This is a genomic window from Pseudobutyrivibrio sp., from assembly GCF_017471675.1.
Taxonomy (GTDB): Bacteria; Bacillota; Clostridia; order Lachnospirales; family Lachnospiraceae; genus Pseudobutyrivibrio.
Map to the genome: position 1 here is coordinate 1 of NZ_JAFUSK010000027.1, position 24,376 is coordinate 24,376.

Annotated in this window: 24 protein-coding genes; 22 read left to right on the forward strand and 2 right to left on the reverse strand. The window is 37.8% G+C overall.

Features of this window, described 5'->3' with window-relative positions:
- The first annotated feature begins 282 nt into the window (after nucleotides 1-282).
- The 9 genes from IJ535_RS04550 (at nucleotide 283) to IJ535_RS04590 (ending at nucleotide 10,003) form a co-directional block, all read left to right on the forward strand.
- Nucleotides 283-975 (forward strand): iron-sulfur cluster assembly scaffold protein, encoded by a 693-nt coding sequence (locus IJ535_RS04550; RefSeq protein WP_294299397.1) that lies wholly within the window; start codon nucleotides 283-285, stop codon nucleotides 973-975.
- Between the two features lie 21 nt (nucleotides 976-996).
- On the forward strand, nucleotides 997-2,007 hold the full coding sequence (locus tag IJ535_RS04555) for a GGGtGRT protein (RefSeq protein WP_294299399.1): 1,011 nt from the start codon (nucleotides 997-999) through the stop codon (nucleotides 2,005-2,007).
- A gap of 231 nt (nucleotides 2,008-2,238) precedes the next feature.
- Entirely contained in the window at nucleotides 2,239-3,642 is a 1,404-nt protein-coding gene (locus tag IJ535_RS04560) for an extracellular solute-binding protein (RefSeq protein ID WP_294299401.1), read from the forward strand.
- 15 nt (nucleotides 3,643-3,657) lie between these two features.
- On the forward strand, nucleotides 3,658-5,382 hold the full coding sequence (locus tag IJ535_RS04565; RefSeq protein ID WP_294299403.1) for a methyl-accepting chemotaxis protein: 1,725 nt from the start codon (nucleotides 3,658-3,660) through the stop codon (nucleotides 5,380-5,382).
- A 114-nt stretch (nucleotides 5,383-5,496) separates the two neighbouring features.
- Nucleotides 5,497-7,344: a methyl-accepting chemotaxis protein gene (locus tag IJ535_RS04570; protein ID WP_294299405.1), complete on the forward strand. Its 1,848-nt coding sequence runs from the start codon at nucleotides 5,497-5,499 to the stop codon at nucleotides 7,342-7,344.
- A gap of 207 nt (nucleotides 7,345-7,551) precedes the next feature.
- Nucleotides 7,552-7,758: a hypothetical protein gene (locus IJ535_RS04575; protein ID WP_294299407.1), complete on the forward strand. Its 207-nt coding sequence runs from the start codon at nucleotides 7,552-7,554 to the stop codon at nucleotides 7,756-7,758.
- A 103-nt stretch (nucleotides 7,759-7,861) separates the two neighbouring features.
- Complete coding sequence (locus IJ535_RS04580; RefSeq protein ID WP_294299409.1) at nucleotides 7,862-8,404, forward strand: DUF3592 domain-containing protein; 543 nt, start codon at nucleotides 7,862-7,864, stop codon at nucleotides 8,402-8,404.
- Nucleotides 8,388-8,888 carry a hypothetical protein gene (locus tag IJ535_RS04585; protein ID WP_294299411.1) on the forward strand — a complete coding sequence of 167 codons (501 nt, stop codon included), beginning with the start codon at nucleotides 8,388-8,390 and terminating at the stop codon, nucleotides 8,886-8,888. The genes IJ535_RS04580 and IJ535_RS04585 overlap by 17 nt, the downstream gene beginning before the upstream one ends.
- A 137-nt stretch (nucleotides 8,889-9,025) precedes the next feature.
- Nucleotides 9,026-10,003 (forward strand): aldolase catalytic domain-containing protein, encoded by a 978-nt coding sequence (locus IJ535_RS04590; protein ID WP_294299412.1) that lies wholly within the window; start codon nucleotides 9,026-9,028, stop codon nucleotides 10,001-10,003.
- A 5-nt stretch (nucleotides 10,004-10,008) separates the two neighbouring features.
- Here IJ535_RS04590 and IJ535_RS04595 read toward each other — a convergent pair whose 3' ends face one another.
- On the reverse strand, nucleotides 10,009-11,169 hold the full coding sequence (locus IJ535_RS04595; protein ID WP_294299414.1) for a glycosyltransferase: 1,161 nt from the start codon (nucleotides 11,167-11,169) through the stop codon (nucleotides 10,009-10,011).
- Nucleotides 11,170-11,274: 105 nt separating this feature from the next.
- On the opposite strand from IJ535_RS04595, the gene IJ535_RS04600 reads away from it, so the two are divergent.
- From IJ535_RS04600 to ilvC, 3 genes are all read left to right on the forward strand, one after another.
- Nucleotides 11,275-11,931, forward strand: coding sequence for a 4'-phosphopantetheinyl transferase family protein (locus tag IJ535_RS04600; RefSeq protein ID WP_294299416.1), 657 nt, complete (start codon nucleotides 11,275-11,277; stop codon nucleotides 11,929-11,931).
- A 148-nt stretch (nucleotides 11,932-12,079) separates the two neighbouring features.
- Entirely contained in the window at nucleotides 12,080-12,580 is a 501-nt protein-coding gene (gene ilvN / locus IJ535_RS04605) for an acetolactate synthase small subunit (RefSeq protein ID WP_294299418.1), read from the forward strand.
- A gap of 32 nt (nucleotides 12,581-12,612) precedes the next feature.
- Entirely contained in the window at nucleotides 12,613-13,641 is a 1,029-nt protein-coding gene (ilvC, locus tag IJ535_RS04610; protein ID WP_294299420.1) for a ketol-acid reductoisomerase, read from the forward strand.
- 15 nt (nucleotides 13,642-13,656) lie between these two features.
- Here ilvC and IJ535_RS04615 read toward each other — a convergent pair whose 3' ends face one another.
- On the reverse strand, nucleotides 13,657-14,466 hold the full coding sequence (locus IJ535_RS04615; protein ID WP_294299422.1) for a hypothetical protein: 810 nt from the start codon (nucleotides 14,464-14,466) through the stop codon (nucleotides 13,657-13,659).
- Nucleotides 14,467-14,557: 91 nt separating this feature from the next.
- Here IJ535_RS04615 and IJ535_RS04620 point away from each other — a divergent pair, with 91 nt between their 5' ends.
- The 10 genes from IJ535_RS04620 to thiI all read left to right on the forward strand — a co-directional run bounded on the left by IJ535_RS04620 (nucleotide 14,558) and on the right by thiI (nucleotide 24,374).
- A complete protein-coding gene (locus IJ535_RS04620) occupies nucleotides 14,558-15,286 on the forward strand; it encodes an AzlC family ABC transporter permease (protein WP_294299425.1) in 729 nt (242 codons plus the stop codon).
- On the forward strand, nucleotides 15,279-15,581 hold the full coding sequence (locus IJ535_RS04625; protein WP_334298422.1) for an AzlD domain-containing protein: 303 nt from the start codon (nucleotides 15,279-15,281) through the stop codon (nucleotides 15,579-15,581). The genes IJ535_RS04620 and IJ535_RS04625 overlap by 8 nt, the downstream gene beginning before the upstream one ends.
- Before the next feature lie 90 nt (nucleotides 15,582-15,671).
- A complete protein-coding gene (locus IJ535_RS04630; protein ID WP_294299431.1) occupies nucleotides 15,672-16,649 on the forward strand; it encodes a diaminopimelate dehydrogenase in 978 nt (325 codons plus the stop codon).
- A 110-nt stretch (nucleotides 16,650-16,759) separates the two neighbouring features.
- A complete protein-coding gene (locus tag IJ535_RS04635) occupies nucleotides 16,760-17,626 on the forward strand; it encodes a hypothetical protein (RefSeq protein ID WP_294299433.1) in 867 nt (288 codons plus the stop codon).
- A gap of 98 nt (nucleotides 17,627-17,724) precedes the next feature.
- Entirely contained in the window at nucleotides 17,725-19,395 is a 1,671-nt protein-coding gene (locus IJ535_RS04640; RefSeq protein WP_294299436.1) for a glutamine--tRNA ligase/YqeY domain fusion protein, read from the forward strand.
- 38 nt (nucleotides 19,396-19,433) lie between these two features.
- Complete coding sequence (locus tag IJ535_RS04645) at nucleotides 19,434-20,282, forward strand: DUF2225 domain-containing protein (protein WP_294299439.1); 849 nt, start codon at nucleotides 19,434-19,436, stop codon at nucleotides 20,280-20,282.
- Nucleotides 20,283-20,341: 59 nt separating this feature from the next.
- Entirely contained in the window at nucleotides 20,342-21,298 is a 957-nt protein-coding gene (gene prmA, locus IJ535_RS04650) for a 50S ribosomal protein L11 methyltransferase (RefSeq protein WP_294299442.1), read from the forward strand.
- Nucleotides 21,299-21,302: 4 nt separating this feature from the next.
- Nucleotides 21,303-22,031, forward strand: coding sequence for an RsmE family RNA methyltransferase (locus IJ535_RS04655; RefSeq protein ID WP_294299445.1), 729 nt, complete (start codon nucleotides 21,303-21,305; stop codon nucleotides 22,029-22,031).
- A complete protein-coding gene (locus IJ535_RS04660) occupies nucleotides 22,032-23,180 on the forward strand; it encodes a cysteine desulfurase family protein (RefSeq protein WP_294299446.1) in 1,149 nt (382 codons plus the stop codon). It abuts the gene before it with no gap.
- A 12-nt stretch (nucleotides 23,181-23,192) separates the two neighbouring features.
- Nucleotides 23,193-24,374: a tRNA uracil 4-sulfurtransferase ThiI gene (thiI, locus tag IJ535_RS04665; RefSeq protein WP_294299449.1), complete on the forward strand. Its 1,182-nt coding sequence runs from the start codon at nucleotides 23,193-23,195 to the stop codon at nucleotides 24,372-24,374.
- The last annotated feature ends 2 nt before the right edge of the window (nucleotides 24,375-24,376 follow it).

The following is a 24,376-nucleotide window of genomic DNA, read 5'->3' on the forward strand; positions in this document are numbered from 1 at the left end:
CTTCAGGCGGTGGAGGCGGCTTTTCCTCAGGCGGAGGCGGCGGCTTTTCCTCAGGCGGAGGTGGCGGCTTTTCCTCAGGCGGAGGTGGCGGCGGTCACTCTGGTGGCGGTCACAGTTTCTAAAGATTTAGATAATTTTTTAACAAAATCCTAAATTTAGACTTTACTAAATCCACAGAAAGTGAGAAAATGTAATCAATAACGCGCAAGTGCGCTTATTTATCATGTCATTAATGTAGTAGCAATATATTAATGGTTATTGAACGAAGAAAGGAGTTCTACAATGATTTACACAAAAGAAGTAGAAAACATGTGTCCTGTAGCAAAGGGCGCAAAGCATGAACCAGCTCCTATCCCTGAGGAGGGAAAATGGGTAAACGCTAAGCAGATTACTGACATTAGCGGTTTCACACACGGTGTTGGCTGGTGTGCTCCACAGCAGGGTGCCTGCAAATTATCTTTAAATGTTAAGAATGGTGTTATTGAGGAAGCACTTGTTGAGACAATTGGTTGCTCAGGTATGACACATTCAGCAGCTATGGCTGCAGAGATTCTTCAGGGAAAGACAATCCTTGAGGCTCTTAATACAGACCTTGTTTGTGACGCTATCAACACAGCTATGAGAGAGCTTTTCCTTCAGATCGTTTACGGACGTACACAGTCTGCATTCTCTGATGATGGTCTTGCAATCGGTGCTGGTCTTGAGGATCTTGGAAAGGGTCTTCGTTCACAGGTTGGTACAATGTACGCAACAAAGGAAAAGGGTGTTCGTTACCTTGAGATGGCTGAAGGCTATGTAACAGGTATCGCACTTGATGATGATAACGAAGTTATCGGATATCAGTTTGTTTCTCTTGGAAAGATGACAGACTTCATTAAGAAGGGTGATGATCCTAACACAGCATGGGAAAAGGCAAAGGGCCAGTACGGTCGTGTTGATGATGCTGCTAAGATTATCGATCCACGTCAGGAATAATATAGGAAAGGAGAAACAAAAATGGCTTTATTTGAATCATATGAAAGAAGAATTGATCAGATCAATGCTGTTCTTAACAAGTATGGTATCAGCTCAATCGAAGAAGCTGAGAAGATTACAAAGGACGCTGGTCTTGATGTATACGAGCAGGTAAAGAAGATTCAGCCTATCTGCTTCGAGAACGCTTGCTGGGCTTACACTGTAGGTGCTGCAATCGCTATTAAGAAGAATTGCCGCAAGGCTGCTGATGCAGCTGCAGCAATCGGAGAGGGACTTCAGTCTTTCTGTATTCCAGGTTCTGTTGCTGATCACCGTAAGGTAGGTCTTGGACATGGTAACCTTGGTAAGATGCTCCTTGAGGAGGAGACAGAGTGCTTCTGTTTCTTAGCTGGTCACGAGTCATTCGCTGCAGCTGAAGGTGCTATCGGTATCGCTGAGAAGGCTAACAAAGTACGTCAGAAGCCACTTCGCGTTATTCTTAACGGTCTTGGTAAGGACGCTGCTCAGATTATTTCACGTATCAACGGTTTCACATTTGTTGAGACAAAGTACGATTACAAGACAGCTAAGCTTAACATCGTTTCAGAGAAGGCATACTCAAACGGTCTTCGTGCAACAGTTAAGTGCTATGGTGCTGATGATGTTCAGGAAGGTGTTGCTATCATGCATCACGAGAACGTAGGTGTATCTATTACAGGTAACTCTACAAACCCTACACGTTTCCAGCATCCAGTAGCTGGTACATATAAGAAGGAATGTGTTGACCTTGGCAAGAAGTACTTCTCAGTTGCTTCAGGCGGTGGTACAGGACGTACACTTCACCCAGATAACATGGCAGCAGGTCCTGCTTCATACGGTATGACAGATACTCTTGGACGTATGCACTCAGATGCTCAGTTCGCTGGTTCATCTTCAGTTCCTGCACACGTTGAGATGATGGGTCTTATCGGTATGGGTAACAACCCTATGGTTGGTGCTACAGTTGCAGTTGCAGTTTCAGTTGAGGAAGCTGCTACAGCAGGTAAGTTCTAATATAATTTCCTCTTAAAGGCTTCTCCTACTAGGAGAAGCTGTCACCGAAGGTGACTGATGAGGTGTTTAGCCCTTAGGCATTTGCCTAAGGGCTTTTTTATATATAAAAATACTAGGTGATTTAGAGCATTTGGATTAACAAATAGTACATAATTTAATGATATATTATGTTTTAGAGTGGGGCGCAATTTAAGGAGGTTTAAAGTATGCTTAAAAGAGTCTTTGGATTATTTGCAGCGTTTTTTTTTAATCGTCATAACATTTATTGGGTGTGGCTCTAAAAATAGTGCGACCCCAGCTGTAGAATCAGAGGAAAGTGAAGAAGCTCTCCCAACAGGAGATGTGAGCCTTAGAGTGTGGGGAGCCGATGAAGATGAAGAACTTATTAACGAAATTATAAAAAGTTTTATAGCTGAATATGGTTCTTTAGCTAATCTTACAATTACCTTTGAAGCTCACAGCGAATCAAATTGTAAGGACGATATATTAGGAGATGTTTTAAATGCCCCTGATGTATTTACGTTTGCTGATGATCAGCTTATGGCTTTTGTGGCGTCAGGTGTTTTGCGCCAAGTTTCAAATTCAGATGAAATTACTGGACGAAATTTGGCTGCTTCAAATGATGCTGCATCAGTTAATGGAACTCTCTATGCATATCCACTGACAGCAGATAATGGATATTTCCTGTTCTACAACAGTGCGGTTTTAAGCGACAGCGATGTGGAAACCATGGATAGCTTATTAGCTGCTGCAGGAGCCCATGGACAAAAAGTATTCATGGAAATGAATTCTGGATGGTATATGTATTCATTTTTCGGAAATACAGGTCTTGAGATTGGTCTAAATGATGATGGAATTTCTACATACTGTAATTGGAATTCCCAATCTGGTACTTATACTGGTTTTGATGTAGCAGAGGCTATGCTTAAAATAGGCACAAATCCTGCTTTTACAACTGTAAGTAATGATGGATTTGTGGGTGGCGCAAAAGATGGTACTTTTGTTGCTGGTGTAAGCGGAATATGGGATGAAAACGGAATTAAAGAAGCCTGGGGAGATAACTATGCTGCCTGCAAACTACCGACTTATACAATAAAAGGTGAGCAACTTCAGATGGCAAGCTATGCCGGATATAAGCTTGTAGGTGTAAATTCATATTCAAAAAATAGAGCCTGGGCAGAGAAGTTTGCAGACTGGATGACGAATGAAAAAAATCAAACTCTAAGATTTGAAATGCGAGGCCAAGGACCATCTAATACTAATGCATCTAATTCTGGAGCTGTGGCGGAGTCTAAGGCTATCCAGGCTCTTCAACAACAGGCGCCATATTCAAGTTTGCAGCGTGTTGGCGGCACTTATTGGGAACCTGCATCTACTTTTGGAAAACTTATGAGTGAGGGAAATCCTTCAGGCAAACAGCTTCAAGTTCTTTTAAATGAGCTGGTGACTGGTATTACAGGTGAAGAATCAACAGGTATCGAAGATGATACAACAGCAGAGGAAACAGCTGATGCATCAGAGGAACTGACCGAAGAGGAAACATCAGAAGAGTCGACCGGCGAGGAAGTCTCTGAAGAAATAGCAGAAGAGACACCTGATGATATGTTAGAAGAATCAGAGGATTCTGAGGAATAATAGGAGGACAAGGGAATGAATAAAAAAAGTAGTATTCGTGTAAGGATATTGATTCCAGTCCTTTTGTTGGGAGTGGTTTCTATAGTTTCAAATTTTATGGCACTTGTCAATTTAAGCAAGGTTAATAATAATGCATCAAAGATTGCTGATGAATATATGGTGGCAATTTCTCAACTTAATCAAATAGGACAAGCTTCAAAAGACATACATACTCTTGCGTTATCGCATATAGTAGCAACTGATTTTGAAACTATGACTTCCATTATTTTAAAAATTGATACTGAAGAGCATGATTTAGATGAGCAGATGCTGTCATATAAAAATCTTGGAATTGGTAATGATTCAGCTTATGAAAAAATGGTTAATGATTATCAATCTTTTAAGGAATCAATTATGATTTTGCTTGCTCAAAGTGCTAATCAAAAGACCAAAGATGCCTATGCAACAGCAAATGGTGCAGTTTCTGATAATGCAAAATTGCTTTCTTCTGACATTAGCGACATTACTTCCTCATTCCAAAATGAGGCTAATGTTCAAAGACAAGCTTTATCATCGGCGAATAAAATTGCTAGCATTACTTCTCCAATAGTAGTAGTTATCAGTGTGATTGCAGTGATTGTAGCTGTAATAGTTGTTTCTATTTATGTTATCAGACCTATTATTAAGGCTGAATCTGAACTTAATGATGTTATTGACGGAATAAACAGACGTGAAGGTGATTTAACAAAACGTATAACAGTTTCTTCAAACGATGAAATTGGAGCATTGAGTAGGGGAATCAATTCTTTTATTGAGCATCTACAAGGCATTTTTAATGTAATCAAAACCAATTCCACCGCGATGGATAAGGTAGTAACTGATGTTTTAGGAAGTGTGCGTACATCCAATAACAGTGCTTCTGATTTGTCTGCATTAACAGAAGAGCTTTCTGCTACTATGCAGGAGGTAGCAAACAGTGCAGGAATTATAAATACAAATACTGAGACAGTAAGGCTCAAAGTGGACGAAATGGCTCAGAAGAGCCGCGAAATTAATGATTATTCTAAGATAATGAAAGATCATGCCAACACAATGGAACAGACTGCGAGATCGAACATGGAAGAAACAAACAAAAAGGTAGAACAAATACTTGCATCTTTAAATCAGGCAATTACAGACAGCCAAAGCGTAGATCAGGTTAATTCTCTTACTGACGATATTATGAGTATAGCCAGTCAGACAAATCTTCTTTCTCTTAATGCTTCAATAGAAGCTGCTAGAGCTGGTGAAGCAGGAAAAGGCTTTGCTGTTGTTGCTGATGAGATTGGTGGATTGGCAGAAAACAGCAGGCAGACCGCTGCAAACATCCAGGAAATAAATTCTGTAGTTGTAAATGCAGTTCATAATTTGGCAGATAGTGCTAATGAAATAGTAGATTACATGCGAAACTCGATTCTTCCTGAGTTTGCCAGATTTGTAGATGACGGTGGAAAATACAGAGATAATGCTGATTATATTGAGTCAGTAATGAATGATTTTACTGAAAAAACTGATGGATTTAAAATCACTTTTGATGAAATAGCAGAATCTATAAGTAGTATTACATCAGCTATTGATGAAGGAGTACAAGGAGTTTCATCAGCGGCGGAAAGTACGCAAACTCTTGTATATGACATGGATACAATTACAAAGCGTATGGATGAAAACCAACGAATAGCCTCTGAGTTAGATGATGAAACAGCTATATTTTCGAAGATATAATTTTTGATTTTTATGTGAATCGAGTGAAAAAATTGTGTATTTAAATCCAAAAGCAAAATTTAGTCTTATTATGTAGGAGGGGGAATGTAAGATTTAGCTGTTGGAGGGGTTAACATGAGCGAGAAAAACAAAATTATGGAGAGGTTAGATGAAAATCTTACAGCTGAGCAAAAGGAAAATCTTAAAGCTGTTGGAAAGGTTGTTGAAAATAATAAAGGCAACTTTTTCCAATCAATTACTTTTCAAAACATAATTGTAAATGTTGTTATACTTGCGGCATTTATAATATATGTAGTGATTTCCATTTCAGCTATGCAAAGCTTAAAGTCAGTGGCTTTTGAATCAAGTGAAAATGAGCTTATTTGCGCACAGGAATCGGCTGCATTACGTCAAGATGTAATTCATATTTCAGATGAAATTAATCGTACATTAGGACAATTTGAGGCAGGCAAGGAAATGCCTGCTGAAGAATTTGCGAATATGGAAGGTTATATGAATGATATTGGCTCTCATCTTGATTATATGGATGATAGCCTGCTGGTTGGATACCTACCAGGTGGGCAGGAGAGAGTTGATAATCTCAGAGCTAGCGCAGAGGCATTAGTTGCTGCAGCTGGTGCTATGGAAAACTTTATCATATCAGGTGATTTTAATGGAGCAATTGGCTGTGTATCTGGTGATTACGGAACAAGCCTTGGTGCAACATATGATGCTTTAGATGCTATTGATGAGGGACTTAATTCTCTAGGCGATGGCTTTGGCGCTTATTTGGATGGTTACATTGCCCAGGTTTCTTTAAAGGGATATATAGTCATTGCGTTGGTTGTTGCCTTGATTATACTTAGCTTTGTGCTTTCATTTGTTAGAATTAATAAGACTATACTTGGTATTTCATATGAATTACAAGCTATCATTAATAATATCAATAAGGGCAAGGGTGATTTAACTGCTAGAATAAATACAAAAACAAAAACAGAGCTTGCACTTATATCTGATTGTATCAATCAGTTTTTAGGAACATTGCAGGGCGTAATCAGAGATGTTAAGGATGGAGCAACAGTTCTTACATCATCTGCAGATAGTGTTATTGTAAAGATTCAAAGTGCCAGTGATAATGTAACAAATGCATCTGCTGCTATGGAAGAGCTTGCAGCATCTATGGAAAATGTAGCGACAACCACAGGGGATTTACATGATAGGCTGTCATTAGTAAAAGAGGCTACCGGTGCTATTGATGAAGAAGCGAGAGCAGGTTCGGAAAAAGCTAATGAAATTAAGGCAGAGGCAGACAGCATTAAACGTGAGGCAAATGCTAAGAAGGAAAACACTGGCGCTAAGATGGAAGAGCTTTCGAAGGTTCTTGAGGAGTCTGTTAAGGAGTCTGAGCAGGTTAATCAAATCGGTGATCTTACAAATGAGATTTTGGATATTGCAAGCCAGACCAATCTGCTTGCTTTAAATGCATCTATTGAAGCTGCTCGTGCTGGTGAAGCAGGTAAAGGTTTTGCTGTAGTTGCGGATGAAATAAGCACGTTGGCTGCTAATTCCCGTGATACAGCAGGCAATATTCAGGAAATATCTGCAAAGGTTACTACTGCTGTTAAGACTCTTTCTGACAACGCAGTACAGGTTATTGATTTTATTAATCAGAATGTACTTGCGGATTATGATGCGTTTGTAGATACAGGAGCGAAGTATGAAAATACAGCCACTATGATAGATGAAATGCTGGCTACATTTACAGAAAAGGCCAATAATCTTAACAGTGTTATGGCTGAGATGTCAGATAGAATTGAAAGCATTTCTAACTCAGTTAATGAAAGCTCTAATGCAATCAGCATGTCTGCTACAGCAACAACTGAGATAGTGGGTGAAATCCAGGGCATTAATGATGCTATGGACCAGAATAATGATGTTACTAAACAGTTGAATGCAAGCACCCAGAAGTTTGAAATTGTTTAATTTAGTGTGGGGACTCCAGTATTTATACTGGGGTCCCTATTTTTTTAGTACGATTATTTGTGATGGAATTTGATTGAAAATGTGCAAGATTGTTATAAAACTGTGAACGAATTGTGAAAAATATGTTTATAATAACAATTGAATTAAAAGACCTACCATAGTAATATACTTTGTGTTGTTATAAATACAGATTCGAAAGGTTATATTATGTTTAATATTATTATGCTTGTGGTATTTTCTCTTGTAACATTGTTTTATGCTTTTTATGTTGCTTCACAGATTCGTTTCGCAGCTAGTTTTGAAGGAGCAGCAGATAATAAGGTTATTACAAGGTCTATAGTTGTAGTTGTAATTAGTATTCTTGCACTTGCTATTCTTTGGTTCCAGGCTGCATTTGTTTATTTTTATCATTAATTACAGAGTTTAATTATGTTTTATAAGCCATGTATCAATTTTTGGTACATGGCTTTTTTTACACAAATATTTAATACTTTACACAAATTTCTAATACAAATATTTGATAGAAATAAATAAAGGAAAACAGGAAGTAACTATAAGGAGATTAGATATGAATTTATTAAATCGATACGCTAAGATTGAAAGAGATTATTCTTATGGTTATGGTATAGCTGTCTTTGGAATCATTGTAATCATTTTTGGAATTTTTGCATTTTATGTTGTAAATGGCAGAATTGATTATCCAACCACAGAAGCTGTAGTTACGGATGTTGAACTTTACGAGGAGGCTCACTATGAGGGTGAAACTCGTTATGATGCTTCATACACAATATATTTTACATATAATGTTGATGGTCAGGAATATGAAGGTAAATTTGATGATCGAGATAAGGAAGAAGTTGGAAATGTTATAGAGATTAATTACAATCCATCAGACCCTACTGATGTAAGTTGGCCAAACAGTATTCTAATACCTATTATAATAATTGTTGGTGGAGGAGTGATGGTTACAGTAGGTTTGATTAACGCTAGAAAAATAAAAGAAAAAAATCAGAGATTAAAAGAGCAGGAGGAGGAGTGGAATTATGGCAAAGACTTATAAATTCGAACAGGAAAGAAAATTTCTTAAAGCTGGATATTTTATGAAAGATGAAAGTGGTAATATTGTATATGAAGCTAAAATGCTGACCCAGCCTTTGATTGGGGCTAGTGATTTTGATTTTATTAATCATCTTAGTGGACGAAAAATACTTCATAAAGTTTCGAAGACCTTAACTACCCAAGTTAATGAAGACTTTGCTACAAATTCAAGATTTAAACTGGATGGCACTAATATTTGGGACTATCTCCATGAAGAAGGTATTAGAATTGATACAGATTTTTCAAAAGGAAAAATTGGTTTGACGTATACTATTACCCTTAAAGGTCAGCCATGTGCTATAATTGCAAGCTCAACTCCTAAAGGAAAATCTGTAATAACCATGGGAAATTGTTATGACGTGACAATAGAGGATGATAAAGATTTAGATATTGTTTTTCTTACAACATTTGCTGCTGCTAGAACTGACCAAGCTTTCTTGGATTAATAAAAATTATGGCATGGCTCTTCTTATATAGAGGAGCCATGTTTTTATGTTATAATTAATCCAATTTGACTTTCTACCTGGTTACATATATACTTACTTTATCACTTTTAATCACTAAAGTATCGGAGGACATAAAGATGAAAAAAGAAATATCCAAGCTTTTGGAAGTTAGAGAGAGTGTCAGAGTTGTTGATGCCACACTTAGAGATGGTGGCCTTGTTAATGACTTTTATTTTACTGATGAATTTGCTAAGGCGCTTTATCTTACAAATGTAAAGGCTGGGGTAGACTATATGGAAATGGGCTATCGTGCTGATAAGGAACAGTTTGACGAGGATAAATTTGGCCCATGGAAGTTTTCATCAGATGAATATATTAGAAAGATTGTTGGAGACAATAACACTGATTTGAAGCTTGCTATTATGGCAGATGTGGGAAGATGTAATTACAAGGAGGATATTCATCCTAAGAATGAAAGTCCTGTAGACCTTATCAGGGTTGCAACATATTTACATCAGCTTCCAGGGGCAGTGCAGATGATTGAAGATGCCTATAAGAAAGGATATGAGACCACCTGTAATATAATGGCTATATCTACTGCATCTATGGAAGATATTAAATCAGCACTTGATATTGTGTGCCAAACCCCAATTTCATGTATTTATATTGTAGACAGCTATGGCTCGCTATATCCAGAGCAGACAGAGCGTATTGCTGATATGTACTATGAGATTGCCAACAAGTATGGTAAGAAGGTGGGAATGCATGCCCATGATAATCAAAAGCTGGCATTTGCCAATACTATTGAAGCTGTAGGTGATAATGTAGACTATCTTGATGCTACATATTGTAGTATGGGACGTGGAGCTGGTAACTGTGCTATGGAGCTTTTACTTGGATTTTTGAAGAATCCTAAGTATAAGGAGAGATATGCAATCAAGTTCGTGGAAGACTACATGCTTCCGCTAAAGGAGCAAGGAGTTGTATGGGGCTATGATATGCAGTATCTTACAACAGGTCTGCTTAATCAGCACCCAAGAACTGCCATTGAATTTACAAAGCAAGGAAGAAAGGACTACTTCGCTTTCTATCAAGAGATGTTAAACCTTGACTAAATAAATCATTGAACAATTAAGCTTACAATGATATTAGCAATATTATCCCAGGTATGGTTTTTTGATGCAATGTCAAAGCCTGCCTGGGCTATTTTTTTCAATTCATCTAAATTAGAAAGAGCTGTGTCTACCTTTGTAGTAACAGCATCTATATTATCAAGGTTGTAAAAGAGTATGTTTTCATTATCAATATATTCACTTTTTAGCATAGTGGTCGGGTCTGTAAATGAAACTGCTCCATTTAACTGGGCAGAGAATACCCTATCGTGACATCCGGCTTTGAAATTCGGTTGAATATTAACGCATAGCTTTGATTTGGCAAATATTGTAAAGGTAAGATTAAATGGGATTTCCCTGTGAATAGTAGCGTGGTTTAAATTAAGCTCTTCCCATAATCCTCCGAATAAATCAAGTTTGTGCTGGCATTTATCTAAGGCTAAAACCAGATTTTTTCTATTAACACACCTTACATAGGTATCTGCAAGATAAAAGGTCTGGGTATGTAGTGGTAAATCAGAATTGATGTAATCATATATTTCATTTCTTGCAAGCGCTTCAACAGCATCTTCTATAGTAAGGGAAGAATTAGCCTGCATCATATCAATTAATTCCTTTATATTTTCCACAAGGAAATCAGGAAGCTTTTTGATGGCAGTTTCTATTCTAATTGGATCTGTGTATGTGCCTGTAAATATAATGTCATAAGGTCGAGCTTCAAATTTTTCCCAGTCTAAGGAATCTTTTCCAAAGGCAAGCTCACCTGTCATAGGTGTAACAGCTACAGATTTGATATGTGGGTAGTATTTTAATATATAGTCCTTGTGCTTGGCATCAAGACATACTACGTTAAAGTTTTTTAATTTATTTTTCAAGGAATCGTGGTGATAAAGGGGATGATCCAAGATAACATCAATAAAAGGAGCATATACATTATCTAAGAAGAATGAATCATCATCCATAAGAGCTCTAGGCAAATCTGAATTAAAATCAATCATAGCATCAAAATGCTTACCTACAAATTGCTCTAAATCATCTAAGGACTGTTCATCTACCTTAAAATATTCGATGTCATGGCCTGCTTTTTTTAGAGCAGCACCAAGAGAGTCTCCGAAATACAGATATGAATTATAGCAGACCGTTTTCATTTCAAAAATCAAAAATTTCATACGAAAATCCCCTTAAAACGTTCAAAATTAATTCATAATTATTTTAGCATATCATTACCTCACTATGATATACTTTGTATATGAAAATAAATTAGGGAGGAGAATATGATTAAAGCGGCAGCATATAATTGTGAGGCATTACAGAATCCATTCATATTTGACGAGGTGTATAGTCTTATTAGTTCCCAAAGAAGAGCCCACGTGGATGAGGCTAAGACACTAAAGGGCAAATGTGAAAGGCTTGGAGCTGCCCATTTACTTGAAAAGCTGTTGTGGGAGAATCATATTCAACGACCTTATGTGTATTCTACTACTTCCCAAGGGAAGCCAATCTTTATTCAGCCTAAGAATGTAGATTTTAGTATTTCTCATTCTAATTTTTTCGCTGTAGCAGCAATTTCAGATAAACCGGTAGGGATTGATGTTGAGCGTATCAGGCCTTATGACAAGGATTTAGTGGAGAGATTTTTTACTAAGTATGATCTTGAATATCTAGAGTCCTTTAAAAAGAGCGAAGTAAACAAGAAATTCACTGAAGTGTGGACCTTTAAGGAGGCGACCTGCAAAATGATGGACAGGCCTTTGATGCAGGTGTTGCAATGGGTAGATTTTAGCGAGTATTGTGATTGCGAAAAGGGCAAAACCTATTGGACTAAGCAAGGCTTTGAATTTAGGGATTACTACATAACACTTTGTTACGAGGATAAGAGGCAGCCTATTCAAATGGGACTCTATAATCCTTATGATGGAAAATATTACTAGTTTATTGCCATTTATTTTAAAATGTATTGGTAATTAATAATGCACTTATTTCTTGTTATTTAAAAATGATTGTGATACAATCAATTACAGTTTCGTACTTCAAAGTGCTAAAGCACTTTTAAGAATAAGGTTTTAGGAGAGTAATACGATGGAATCTAAAAAAGTTCTTTCAATCTTGGTAGAAAACACACCAGGTCTAACCAGCCGCATTTCAGGCTTATTTTCAAGAAGAGGTTATAATATTGATAGCTTTTCTGCAGGGGTCACAGCTGATCCAAGATACACACGTGTTACAATCGTTACACATGGAGACGACAATATTTTAGAGCAGATTGAGAAGCAGGTTTCTAAGCTTACAGAGGTTGTTGACTTAAAGGTTTTAGAGCATGGTTCATCTGTAAAAAGGGAGCTTATGCTGGTTAAGATATCAGCTAGAAATAGTGATAGACAGGATGTCCTTACTATAGTAGAGATTTTCCATGGTAAGGTTGTTGATGTCACTCATGATTCTATGATTCTTGAACTTACAGGAAATCAGGATAAGCTTGAGGCATTTTTAGATATGCTAGGAGACTATGATATCTTAGAGCTTGCACGTACAGGTGTTACAGGACTTACACGTGGTTCTGAGGATGTAGTTATTCTTTAGTTATATTAAAAGAAAAATAGGAGGATAAAGGAATGTCACAGGAAGCAAGGATTTTTTATCAGGAAGATTGTAATCTTTCATTATTGAAGGGTAAGACAATAGCTATTATCGGTTATGGTAGCCAGGGTCATGCACATGCACTTAACCTTAAGGAGAGCGGCTGCGATGTCATTATCGGCTTATACGAAGGTTCTAAGTCATGGGCTAAGGCTGAGAAGCAGGGTCTTACTGTATACACAGCGGCAGAAGCTGCAAAGAAGGCTGATATCATTATGATTCTTATCAATGATGAGAAGCAGGCTGATATGTACAAGGCTGATATCGAGCCAAATCTTGAGGCTGGTAACATGCTTATGTTCGCTCACGGTTTCAACATTCACTTTGGTTGCATTAAGCCACCAGCTGATGTTGATGTTACTATGATTGCTCCAAAGGCTCCAGGTCATACAGTACGTTCAGAGTATCAGGCAGGCAAAGGTACACCTTGTCTTGTAGCTGTATATCAGGATGCTACAGGTAAGGCTCTTGATCTTGCACTTGCTTATGGTGCTGGTATCGGTGGTGCTCGTGCAGGTATTCTTGAGACAACATTCAGAACAGAGACAGAGACAGACTTATTTGGTGAGCAGGCTGTACTTTGCGGTGGTGTTTGTGCTCTTATGCAGGCTGGATTTGAGACACTTGTTGAAGCAGGCTATGATCCAAGGAATGCATACTTTGAATGTATCCACGAAATGAAGCTTATCGTTGACCTTATTTACCAGTCAGGCTTTGCTGGAATGAGATATTCTATTTCAAATACAGCTGAGTACGGTGATTATATTACAGGACCAAAGATTATCACAGAAGATACTAAGAAGGCTATGAAGCAAATCTTAAGTGATATTCAGGATGGCACATTTGCTAAGGAATTCTTACTTGATATGTCTCCAGCAGGACGTCAGGTACATTTCCAGGCAATGAGAAAGCTTGCAGCTGAGCATCCATCAGAAAAGATTGGTGAAGAAATCCGTAAGCTTTATTCTTGGAATAATGAAGAAGACAAGTTCATTAATAACTAATAAAAACCGCGAGGCCTAAGCCTCGCGGAAGTTTTTATTACGGAAAAACTTGTAAAGATGAGAAGAGATTTTTATTTCAGTATATAAATCAGCATACTCTCTAGGCGTATATTCGGTGATATAGTTAACAGGAAAGGATTTAGTCATTCCTCTGGACTTACACAAATCTACAGCTTTGTTGTATGCAATGGCTGCCGTGGCTTCGTCGCGATAGCGGCCTACTATAAAATCTCCGTTTAAATGGATTTTGGCAGCATATACAGTTTTTCCTTTTTTTTCTTCTTTGTAAACACCGTGATATTTGTTTACAACCACTATGTTTGAATAACGCAGGTCAGTACTATCGCCATTGGCAAATATATAATCTCTACCTTTAACACTGTAGGGCTTTATTCCATAGCGGCCTAAGATGTTATATTGCATTCCATAGTCGCTTACAAACATGTGCCCGCCGCGGTTTTGGATTTTATGGCTTGAGTAATAAAATAAATCATCATTATCGAATTTTAAAACTGTTGATTTATCAAGATAGTACAAAAAATAGTTTTTCTGAAGATAAATCGGAGTTTTTATATATATGTGGTTATCTCTAAAATTAATTAGAGTGATGCATTTTTCAAAGGTTAGATATTTGATTTTGTGGTTAATAGAAAGAATGGATATGCTAGAATCCCTTAGTATATCCCATGCTTCTTTGTATGCTTTGGTACATTCAACTTCATTATCAAAGCTTCCAAGGCTAATGTGTTTACCATTGTATGTAATATTGCCTCGGTAATAGGCAGTGCCATCTTTTTTTGTTGCTTTATATACACCAGGTTTCATTATAGCCTCCTTTTCATTTCTCAATTATTATTTTACACAATTGCGAAGGGAAAAGTTTAAAAATTCAGTGAACTAATAAGGATGAATGAAAATGTCAGATAATACAATCTCTAAAAAGAAAGCGATTACACAAGGCCTAAGGGATGGTTTTCCAATAGGCTTAGGGTATTTTGCTGTGTCTTTTTCTCTTGGAATTTTTGCTAAATCAGTTGGATGTAACGCCATTCAGGGAATAATTAATTCCTTTTTTAATCATGCAAGTGCCGGTGAGTACGCGGTGTATTCTATGATAGGCGTAGGGGCATCATATTTGGAAATGGCTATAATGACATTAATCGTTAACGCTAGATATTTGCTTATGTCTACAGCCCTTAGCCAAAGGATTCATCCTAATACATCCTTTTTACATAGGCTTTTTATTGGATTTCATGTAACTGATGAGCTTTTTGCTATTTCTATTAATAGACCTGGATTTGTTAATCCCTTTTATTGCTATGGAGCTTTCTTTATAGCTGTAATTGGCTGGTGCGCAGGCACTGCCACAGGAATTATTGCAGGTGGAATTCTACCGGCGAGATTGGTAAGTGCATTGTCAGTTGCCCTTTACGGAATGTTTTTAGCCTGCATTATGCCAGAGGCAAGAAGGCACAAAATCGTGGCAGTGTTAATAATCATAAGCTTTGTATTAAGCTATATTGCAAATGAGCTTTCTTTATTTGCAGCAATTTCCAGCGGAACAAAAACAATTATATTAACTGTATTGATTGCATCTGTTGCGGCAATAGTATTTCCACATCCGGAGGTAGAAGATGATGACTAATGCATATATTTATATATTAGTGGCAGCTTTGGTAAGCACCATCATCAGAGTGCTTCCAGTAACTATATTCAGAAAGCCGATTAAAAGCAGATTTGTAAGGTCTTTTTTATATTATGTTCCTTATGTAACCCTTGCAGTAATGACGTTTCCTGCTATTATAAATGCTACCCAAAGCAAGATTTCTGGAATATTGGCGCTTGTTTGTGGAAGTATTGCCGCATGGTTTAATATGAGCCTTTTTAAAGTGGCATGTATATGCTGTGGTGTAGTTTTTGTAGCAGAGTTATTCTTGTAATAAAGTAATTTTAGGTTAGAAATTTTAATTGCATAAAATCGAATTGGTATATATAATATTTTCAAAATGATTTTGAATGGAGGAACTAACGTGATTAAAGTAGGTATTTTAGGATATGGAAATCTGGGACGTGGCGTTGAAGCTGCAGTTACACTTAGTGATGATATGGAGCTTGTGGCTATTTACACAAGAAGAGACCCAAAGACTGTTACAGTTAAGACTAATACAATAGTTAAATCAACGGATGATCTTGATACAGGTAAGGAAGATATAGATGTACTTATTATTTGTGGTGGAAGTGCTACTGATTTGCCAGAAATGACACCAAAGTATGCTAAGCTTTACAATGTTATAGATTCTTTTGATACACATGCAAGAATCCCAGAGCATTTTGACAATGTTGACAAGGCTTCTAAGGAGGCAGGCAAGGTAGGACTTATTTCCTGTGGTTGGGATCCAGGAATGTTTTCACTTAATCGTCTTTACGCTACAGCTATTTTACCAAAGGGTGAGGCTTATACATTCTGGGGTAAGGGCGTAAGCCAGGGTCATTCAGATGCTATCAGACGTATTGATGGTGTAGTTGATGCAAGGCAGTATACTGTTCCTGTACAGGCTGCTCTTGATAGAGTTAGAGCTGGCGAGAATCCTGAGCTTTCTACTAGAGAAAAGCATACAAGAGAATGCTATGTTGTAGTAGAAGAGGGAGCAGATAAGGCTAGAATTGAAAAGGAAATCAAGGAAATGCCTAATTATTTTGCTGATTATGATACAACAGTAAACTTTATTTCTGAAGAAGAGCTTAAGAAGAACCACAGCGGCTTACCACATGGCGGAAGTGTAATTTATACAGGTGAGACAGGCTTTGATGGAAATAAGCATGTTATTGAATACAGCCTTAATCTTGATTCTAATCCTGAGTTTACAGGAGCTGTTCTTACAGCTTATGCAAGAGCTATTGTACGTTTGCATAGCGAGGGCGTTACTGGCGCTAAGACAGTGTTTGATATTGCTCCAGCATATCTTACACCAGTATCAGGCGATGAGCTTAGAGCACACTTCCTATAATTAAGAAAAGCTTTAATAAATATTTGTAAAATTAGTTGCTAACATAGGCTTTAAAGGTTTATAATCTTTAAAGTCTATATTTTTGTGGATTTTTAACTGGAGGGAATACATTGCTGGAAAAATTAGAAAAGAAATTTGGCAGATATGCCATCAATAATCTTATAATTTATCTATTGATTGGTTATGCAATTGGCTATCTTTTGCAGTTTGGCCAACGCTTCACAGGTGTAGGTTATATTAATTACCTTACACTTGAGCCATATTATATATTACGTGGTCAGGTATGGAGGCTTATTTCCTGGGTTATTATTCCACCAGACACCAGTGTAATATGGGCTGTTATTATGTTTATGCTTTATTATCAGCTTGGTACTACACTTGAGCGTACATGGGGGGCTTTCAGATTTAATGTTTATATCTTTGGAGGAATGCTCTTTACTGTACTTGGTGCATTTATAGTATTTGCTATTTATGGCGGTTCCATTCCAACGGGATTTATTGGAATGACCACCAGCACTTATTACATTAATTTATCAATATTCCTTGCATTTTCAACATGTTTCCCTGATATGCAGGTTTTATTGTATTTTATTATTCCAATCAAGATGAAATGGATGTCCATTTTCTATCTTGTAATTATCGGATACGAGGTTGTAAAGTATCTTGTTGCAGGAGCATTTTTTGCCGCAGTGCCTATCATTGCATCACTGCTTAATTTCTTCATCTTCTTTATGATGACCAGAAATATGAGCAGATTTAATCCAAGGGATATTCATAGACGTGCTGAATTTAAGCGTGCAGCCACACCACCACGTACTCAGTACAGGGATGGCACTCCTATTGCAAGACATAAATGCGCTGTTTGTGGTAGAACAGAGCTTACTAACCCAGAGTTAGAGTTTAGATTTTGCAGTAAGTGTAATGGTAATTATGAGTATTGCTCAGACCATTTATTTACACATACACACATACACTAGATTTAAGATTTTAAGAGGGAACACCCTCATCAGTCAGCTGTGCTGACAGCTTCTCCCAGAGGGAGAAGCCTATAGAAACACGAAGGGATTGTATAAAAATGAGTGAAGAAGTAGTTAGCAAAAATTTTATTGAACTTGAAATTGACAAGGATTTAAAGGAGGGAGTATACGACCATGTATGTACACGTTTCCCACCTGAGCCAAATGGTTATTTACATATTGGCCATGCTAAGTCAATTATTTTAAATTATGGTCTAGCTAAGAAGTATAATGGCGAGTTCCACATGAGATTTGATGACACTAATCCTACAAAGGAAAAGGTGGAGTTCGTTGATTCTATAAAGGCTGATATTAAATGGCTTGGAGCAGATTGGGGTGACCACCTTTATTTCGCATCTAATTATTTTGATAGAATGTACGAGGTTGCTGTTGATTTAATCAAGAAAGGCTTAGCATACGTTTCAGACCTTTCAGCTGAAGAAATGAGAGAGTACCGCGGTGATTTTGAGCATCCAGGTAAGGAAGACCCTAACAGAAATCGTTCTGTGGAAGAAAACCTTCAGATGTTTGAAGATATGAAGGCTGGTAAGTACGAGGATGGAAGCCATACACTTCGAGCTAAGATTGATATGGCATCACCTAACATCAACATGCGTGACCCAATCCTTTACAGAGTTGCGCACATGACACATCACAACACTGGTGACAAGTGGTGCATCTATCCTATGTATGATTTCGCACATCCACTTGAGGATGCTTTCGAAAATATTACACATTCTATCTGTACACTTGAGTTTGAAGATCACAGACCTCTTTATGATTGGGTAGTTAAGTCAGCAGGCTTTGCTAATCCACCACGTCAGATTGAGTTTGCAAAGATGTATCTTACAAATGTTGTAACTGGTAAGCGTTACATCAAGAAGCTTGTTGAGGATGGAATTGTTGATGGATGGGATGATCCACGTCTTGTATCTATCGCAGCTTTACGTCGTCGTGGCTTTACACCAGAATCTATCAGAAAGTTTGTTGAGCTTTCAGGTGTATCAAAGGCTAACTCTTCATCTGATTATGCCATGCTTGAATACTGCATCAGAGAGGATTTAAAGACTTCAAGAAGCCGTGTTATGGCTGTCCTTGACCCTGTTAAGCTTGTTATTGATAACTACGAAAGTGATGATGTTGAGTGGCTTGACGCTCCTAACAATCTTGAAAATCCAGAGCTTGGTAGCCGTCAGGTACCATTTGGCAAGGAGCTTTACATAGATAGAGAGGATTTCATGATTGAGCCACCTAAGAAGTACTTTAGATTATATCCAGGTAATGAAGTACGTCTTATGAATGCATATTTTGTAACATGTACATCATACGAGACAGATGAAAATGGAAAGGTTACATGTATTCACTGTACATACGACCCAGCTACAAAGGGCGGAGACGCTCCTGATGGCCGCAAGGTTAAGGGAACTATTCACTGGGTAGCTGCAAAGACAGCTCTTAAGGCAGAGGTTCGTCTTTACGAAAATATTGTGGATGAGGAAAAAGGAGTGTATAATGAAGATGGTAGTTTAAATCTCAATCCAAATTCACTTACTGTTCTTAAGGATTGTCTTGTTGAGCCTTCTTTAAAGGAAGCTAAGGCTTATGACAGCTTCCAGTTTGTAAGACAGGGATTTTTCTGTGTAGATGCTAAGGATTCTAAGGAAGATGCTTTAGTATTCAATAGAATTGTATCCCTTAAGAGCTCTTTCAAATTACCAACAAATAACTAATAACTCATCAATAGTAATCTACAGAAAAGGATTGCAGCATGAATTTATTATCGGGAATGGAAAAATTTGGTTTCTCCATGGATGGAGAGCTAGACATTTTGGCTGATGATAAGCCAAAGAAAGAAGCAGAGGCTGCTAAAAAAGCAGCGCCTGTAGTAAAGCAGGAGAAGGACTTTATCATTGATAAAAAGGTTCGTTGTCCTGTATGTGATAAGGAATTTCCTATCAAGGCAGTACTTGCCACTAAGCTTAAGAGATTAGAGCCTGATTTTGATTTACGCCCTAATTATGAGCATGTAGATAAGTGTAAATATGATTTTATCTCATGTCCTAAGTGTGGTTATTCAGCACTGGATACCACATTCTCTAAGATTGACACAGCTCGTGTTAAGCTTATTCGTGCAGAATTTTGTCCTAGCTTTAAGCCTCAACAGGAAGAGCTGCAGGAGACTTATTCTTACGAATATGCCATTGAGAAATTTAAGCTTGCTCTAATTTGCACCATGAAAAAGCGTGCTAAGATGTCTGAGAAGGCTTATGTATGTCTTAAGATTGCATGGTTACGCCGTGCTCAGCTTAAAGAGCTTGAGGGCAACAAGGATGCAGACCCAAAGGTAATTGAGATGGTGAAGAAGGAGTATGATGGCTTTTATGCTCAGGCCTACGAGGGCTTCATGAAAGCTATTTCTCAGGAAACACCTCCTTATTGTGGAATGGCATCAGAGGCTGTTGAATTTATGCTTGCTAATATGTCTGTTTACTATAAAAAATACGATGCAGCAATGAAAATCATTGCAAGACTTATTCAATCGGCTAGCACTTCCAGAAAGCTTAAGGATAAATGTTTAGAGCTGAAGGAACAGATTGTAGCAGAACAAGGCGAATAGATTTTACGAACTGCCAATAGGTGGAAATTCCTAGATGGCAGTTCTTTTTTGAGGTTAATATGAATTGGATTAAATATTCTATAAATACAACTACAGATGCAGAAGATTTTGTTAGTGCCATGCTTATGGAAGCAGGTATTGTTTCAATCGAAATAGAAAACAATGTACCTGTATCTGGTGAAAAGCAGGGTGGAGAGTTTGAAGAGCTTCAGCCTGATTTACCTACAGATGATGGTACATCTAAGGTGTGCTTTTACTTAGGCGAGGATGAAGACCATGAAAGCATCTTAGCTAATGTTAAGGCTGAGCTTAATGAGCTTAAAGAAATGATGGATATTGGTGAGGGCACAATTGATACATCTATTACTAAGCAAGAGGATTGGATTAATAACTGGAAGCAGTTTTTCAAATCCTTCTACATAGATGATATTCTTATCAAGCCTACTTGGGAGGAGATTGCACCAGACGACAAGGGTAAGATTTTTGTTGAGATAGACCCTGGAGTTAGCTTTGGTACAGGAAAGCATGAGACAACACAGCTATGTATCAGACAGCTGAAAAAGTACGCCAAGGCAGATGATGAAATCCTTGATATAGGCTGTGGCAGCGGAATCCTTTCTATCATTGCAAACAAGCTTCTTGATGGTAAATGCCATTTGGTAGGTACTGATATAGATGAAGATTGTATTACATCTACCTACGAGAACTTTGAGATTAATGGTATTCCTAAGGAAGCTGGTGATTTCTATGTTGGAAATCTTACAGAAGATAAGGATTTACAGGACAAGGTTGGCTATGAAAAATACGATATAGTTGTTGCAAATATTCTTGCAGATATTATAATCGGTATGGCACCTGCTATTTATCCTACACTTAAAAAGGGTGCATACTTCATTTCTTCAGGTATTATTGATTTCAAGGAAAATGAGGTAAAGGATGCCTTAGAGGCAGTAGGACTTACTATTGTAGAGATTAATCATCAGGGAGAGTGGGTGAATATCACCGCTCGTAAGTAAAGGTATGCAACAGATATTTGTTAATGAAGGTCCAGTAAATGACAGCTTTGTGATAACCGGTGATGATATGCATCATCTGGTTAGGGTGGTGCGCCTTAAAAGAGGTGAGGTTATCAGGGTTTCTTCCGCTGAAGGGCTAAACTATCTATGTGAGGTTTCTGATATCACATCAGATGAGCTTATTGCTAAGGTTAAGGAAGAGGTTCCATCTACAGAGCTTTCAAATAAAATCTATCTTTTTCAAGCCTTGCCAAAGGGAGATAAGATGGAGACCATAATAGAAAAGTGCGTTGAACTAGGGGTCCATGAGATTATTCCCGTTCAAATGAAAAACTGTATAGTGAAGCTTGACGACAAAAAGAAGAAATCCAAGCTTACAAGATATCAAACTGTGGCTGAAACTGCAGCAAAGCAATCCAAGCGTTCTATAATCCCTAAAGTAGCTGATTTTATGAACTTTAAGGATGCCTTTGAATATGCCAAGTCTCTTGATATATTACTTCTTCCATACGAAAGCAAGAATGGTATGAAGGATACCTTTGATGCCCTTGATTCTATTAAAGAGGGCATGAGTATAGGCGTATTCATTGGGCCAGAGGGCGGCTTTGATTCATCTGAGATAGAGCTTGTAAGGGAAAGCTGTCGAATAATTTCACTTGGCAGAAGAATTCTTCGTACTGAAACAGCTGCCATTTGTACACTTTCTATGTTGATGCTTAAAAGTGAGGTTTAAATGATTTACTTTGATAATTCAGCTACCACCAGATGTTCTGATGGGGCTATGAAAATAATACAGGAATGTTTACAGGTTAATTTTGGCAATCCTTCTTCATTACACAAGATGGGCTACAGAGGCAAGGATTACCTTAAGGAATCCCGTGAGACAATAGCTTCTATACTAAAGTGCCAGCCTAAGGAGATTTATTTTACCAGTGGTGGTACAGAGGGAAATAACCTGGCTATAAAGGGCGCAGCTTCTGCTAAAAAGCGCCTAGGTAATCACATCATTACTACTAAGATTGAACATGCAAGTGTTCTTAATCCTGTTAAGGCTCTTGAAAAGGAGGGCTTTGAGGTTACATATCTTGGAACAGATGAATATGGTGTCATTTCTCTTGATGAGCTTAAAGCTGCTATTAGAGAGGATACTATCCTTGTTTCTATAATGATGGTTAATAATGAAATCGGAAGCTTGCAACCAATAGCTGAAGCCTGCAAGATTGTTAAGAAGGCTAATCCTGATATTATATTCCATACAGATTGTATTCAGGCCTTTGGTAAGATGAGTATTATTCCAAAGAAGCTTGGCATTGATATACTTACAGTTAGTGGTCACAAGATACATGGTGCAAAGGGTTCTGGGTTTATATATATCAAGGATAAGGTTAGAGTGGTTCCTCAGATTCTTGGAGGCGGTCATGAAAATGGCATGCGTTCTGGCACTGAAAATGTTCCTGCTATTGCATCTCTTGGAGTTGCTGCTAAGGAAGCATACGATAACCTTGACAGAAATCGTGAACACCTGTATGCTATGAAATCTAGGTTTATAGAAGGAATCGAATCAATCGATGGTGTTACCGTTAATGGTCATACCGGAGAAGATAGCGCGCCACAGATTGTTAGTGTTTCCATAAAGGGCAACCGTACCAGAGCACAGGTTATGCTTAATGCCCTTCAGGATAATTATGGAATTTTGGTTTCTGCCGGTTCAGCTTGTTCATCTAACAAGCCAGCTATCAGCGAAACTCTTAAGTCTATTGGTCTTGAAAAGGATTTATTAGAGCGTACAATAAGATTTAGCTTCTGTCCTGAGAATACCTTTGAAGAGGTGGATACAGCTATAGAAGCACTTAAGGATTTAGTACCAAAAATGGTTTTATAAAAGGAAGGTAATATGACATATCAAGCATTTTTGATTAAGTATTCAGAAATTGGCGTTAAGGGAAAGAACCGTTATGTATTTGAAGATGCCCTTGTTCGTCAGATTAAGAGAGCCCTTGATAATGTAGAGGGACATTTCATCGTTAAGAAACAAAGCGGAAGAGTATTTGTTTCTGTTGAAGGTGAATATGATTTTGATGAGGCTGTAGATGCTTTGCAGCATGTGTTTGGGATCAGCGCAATTTGCCCTACAGTAGTTGTGCCAGATGAAGGCTTTGATAAGCTTGCAGAGGCAGTTGTTAAATACGTTGATGAAGAATTTGAGGATAAGAATTTTTCATTCAAGGTATTTGGACGTCGTGCCAACAAGCAGTACCCAATGACATCTATGGAGGTTGCGGCAGAGGTTGGAGCAAGACTTCTTGATGCGTTCCCAGAAATGAGCGTTGATGTACATAATCCAGATAGAATCATTTACGTTGAGGTAAGAGAGAACATTGCTATTTATTCTACAGAAATCCCAGGACCACACGGTATGCCTGTAGGCACAGCAGGAAAGGCAATGCTTCTTCTTTCAGGTGGTATTGATTCACCAGTTGCAGGCTACATGATTAGTAAGCGTGGTGTTACACTTTCAGCAACATATTTCCATGCACCACCATACACATCAGAGCAGGCAAAGCAGAAGGTTGTTGACCTTGCAAAGCTTGTTGCAAAGTATTCTGGTCCAATCGATTTGCATATTGTAAACTTTACAGATATTCAGTTATATATTTATCAGCAGTGTGCTCATGAAGAGCTTACAATTATTATGCGTCGTTACATGATGCGTCTTGCTGAGCATTTTGCTAAGGAAAACGATTGTATCGGTCTTGTTACAGGCGAGTCTATTGGCCAGGTTGCAAGCCAGACAATGCAGTCACTTAACTGTACAAATGCTGTTTGTTCATTACCTGTTTACAGACCACTTATTGCATTTGATAAGCAGGATATTGTTGATATTTCTGAGAAGATTGACACTTACGAGACATCAATTCTACCTTACGAGGATTGCTGTACAATTTTCGTTGCAAAGCATCCTGTTACAAAGCCTAAGCTTGAGGCTATTGAAAAGCATGAGCATCTTCTTGATGAGAAGATTGATGAGCTTATGCAGGCTGCAATTGACAGTGTTGAAATTATAAAAGTAAGATAAAA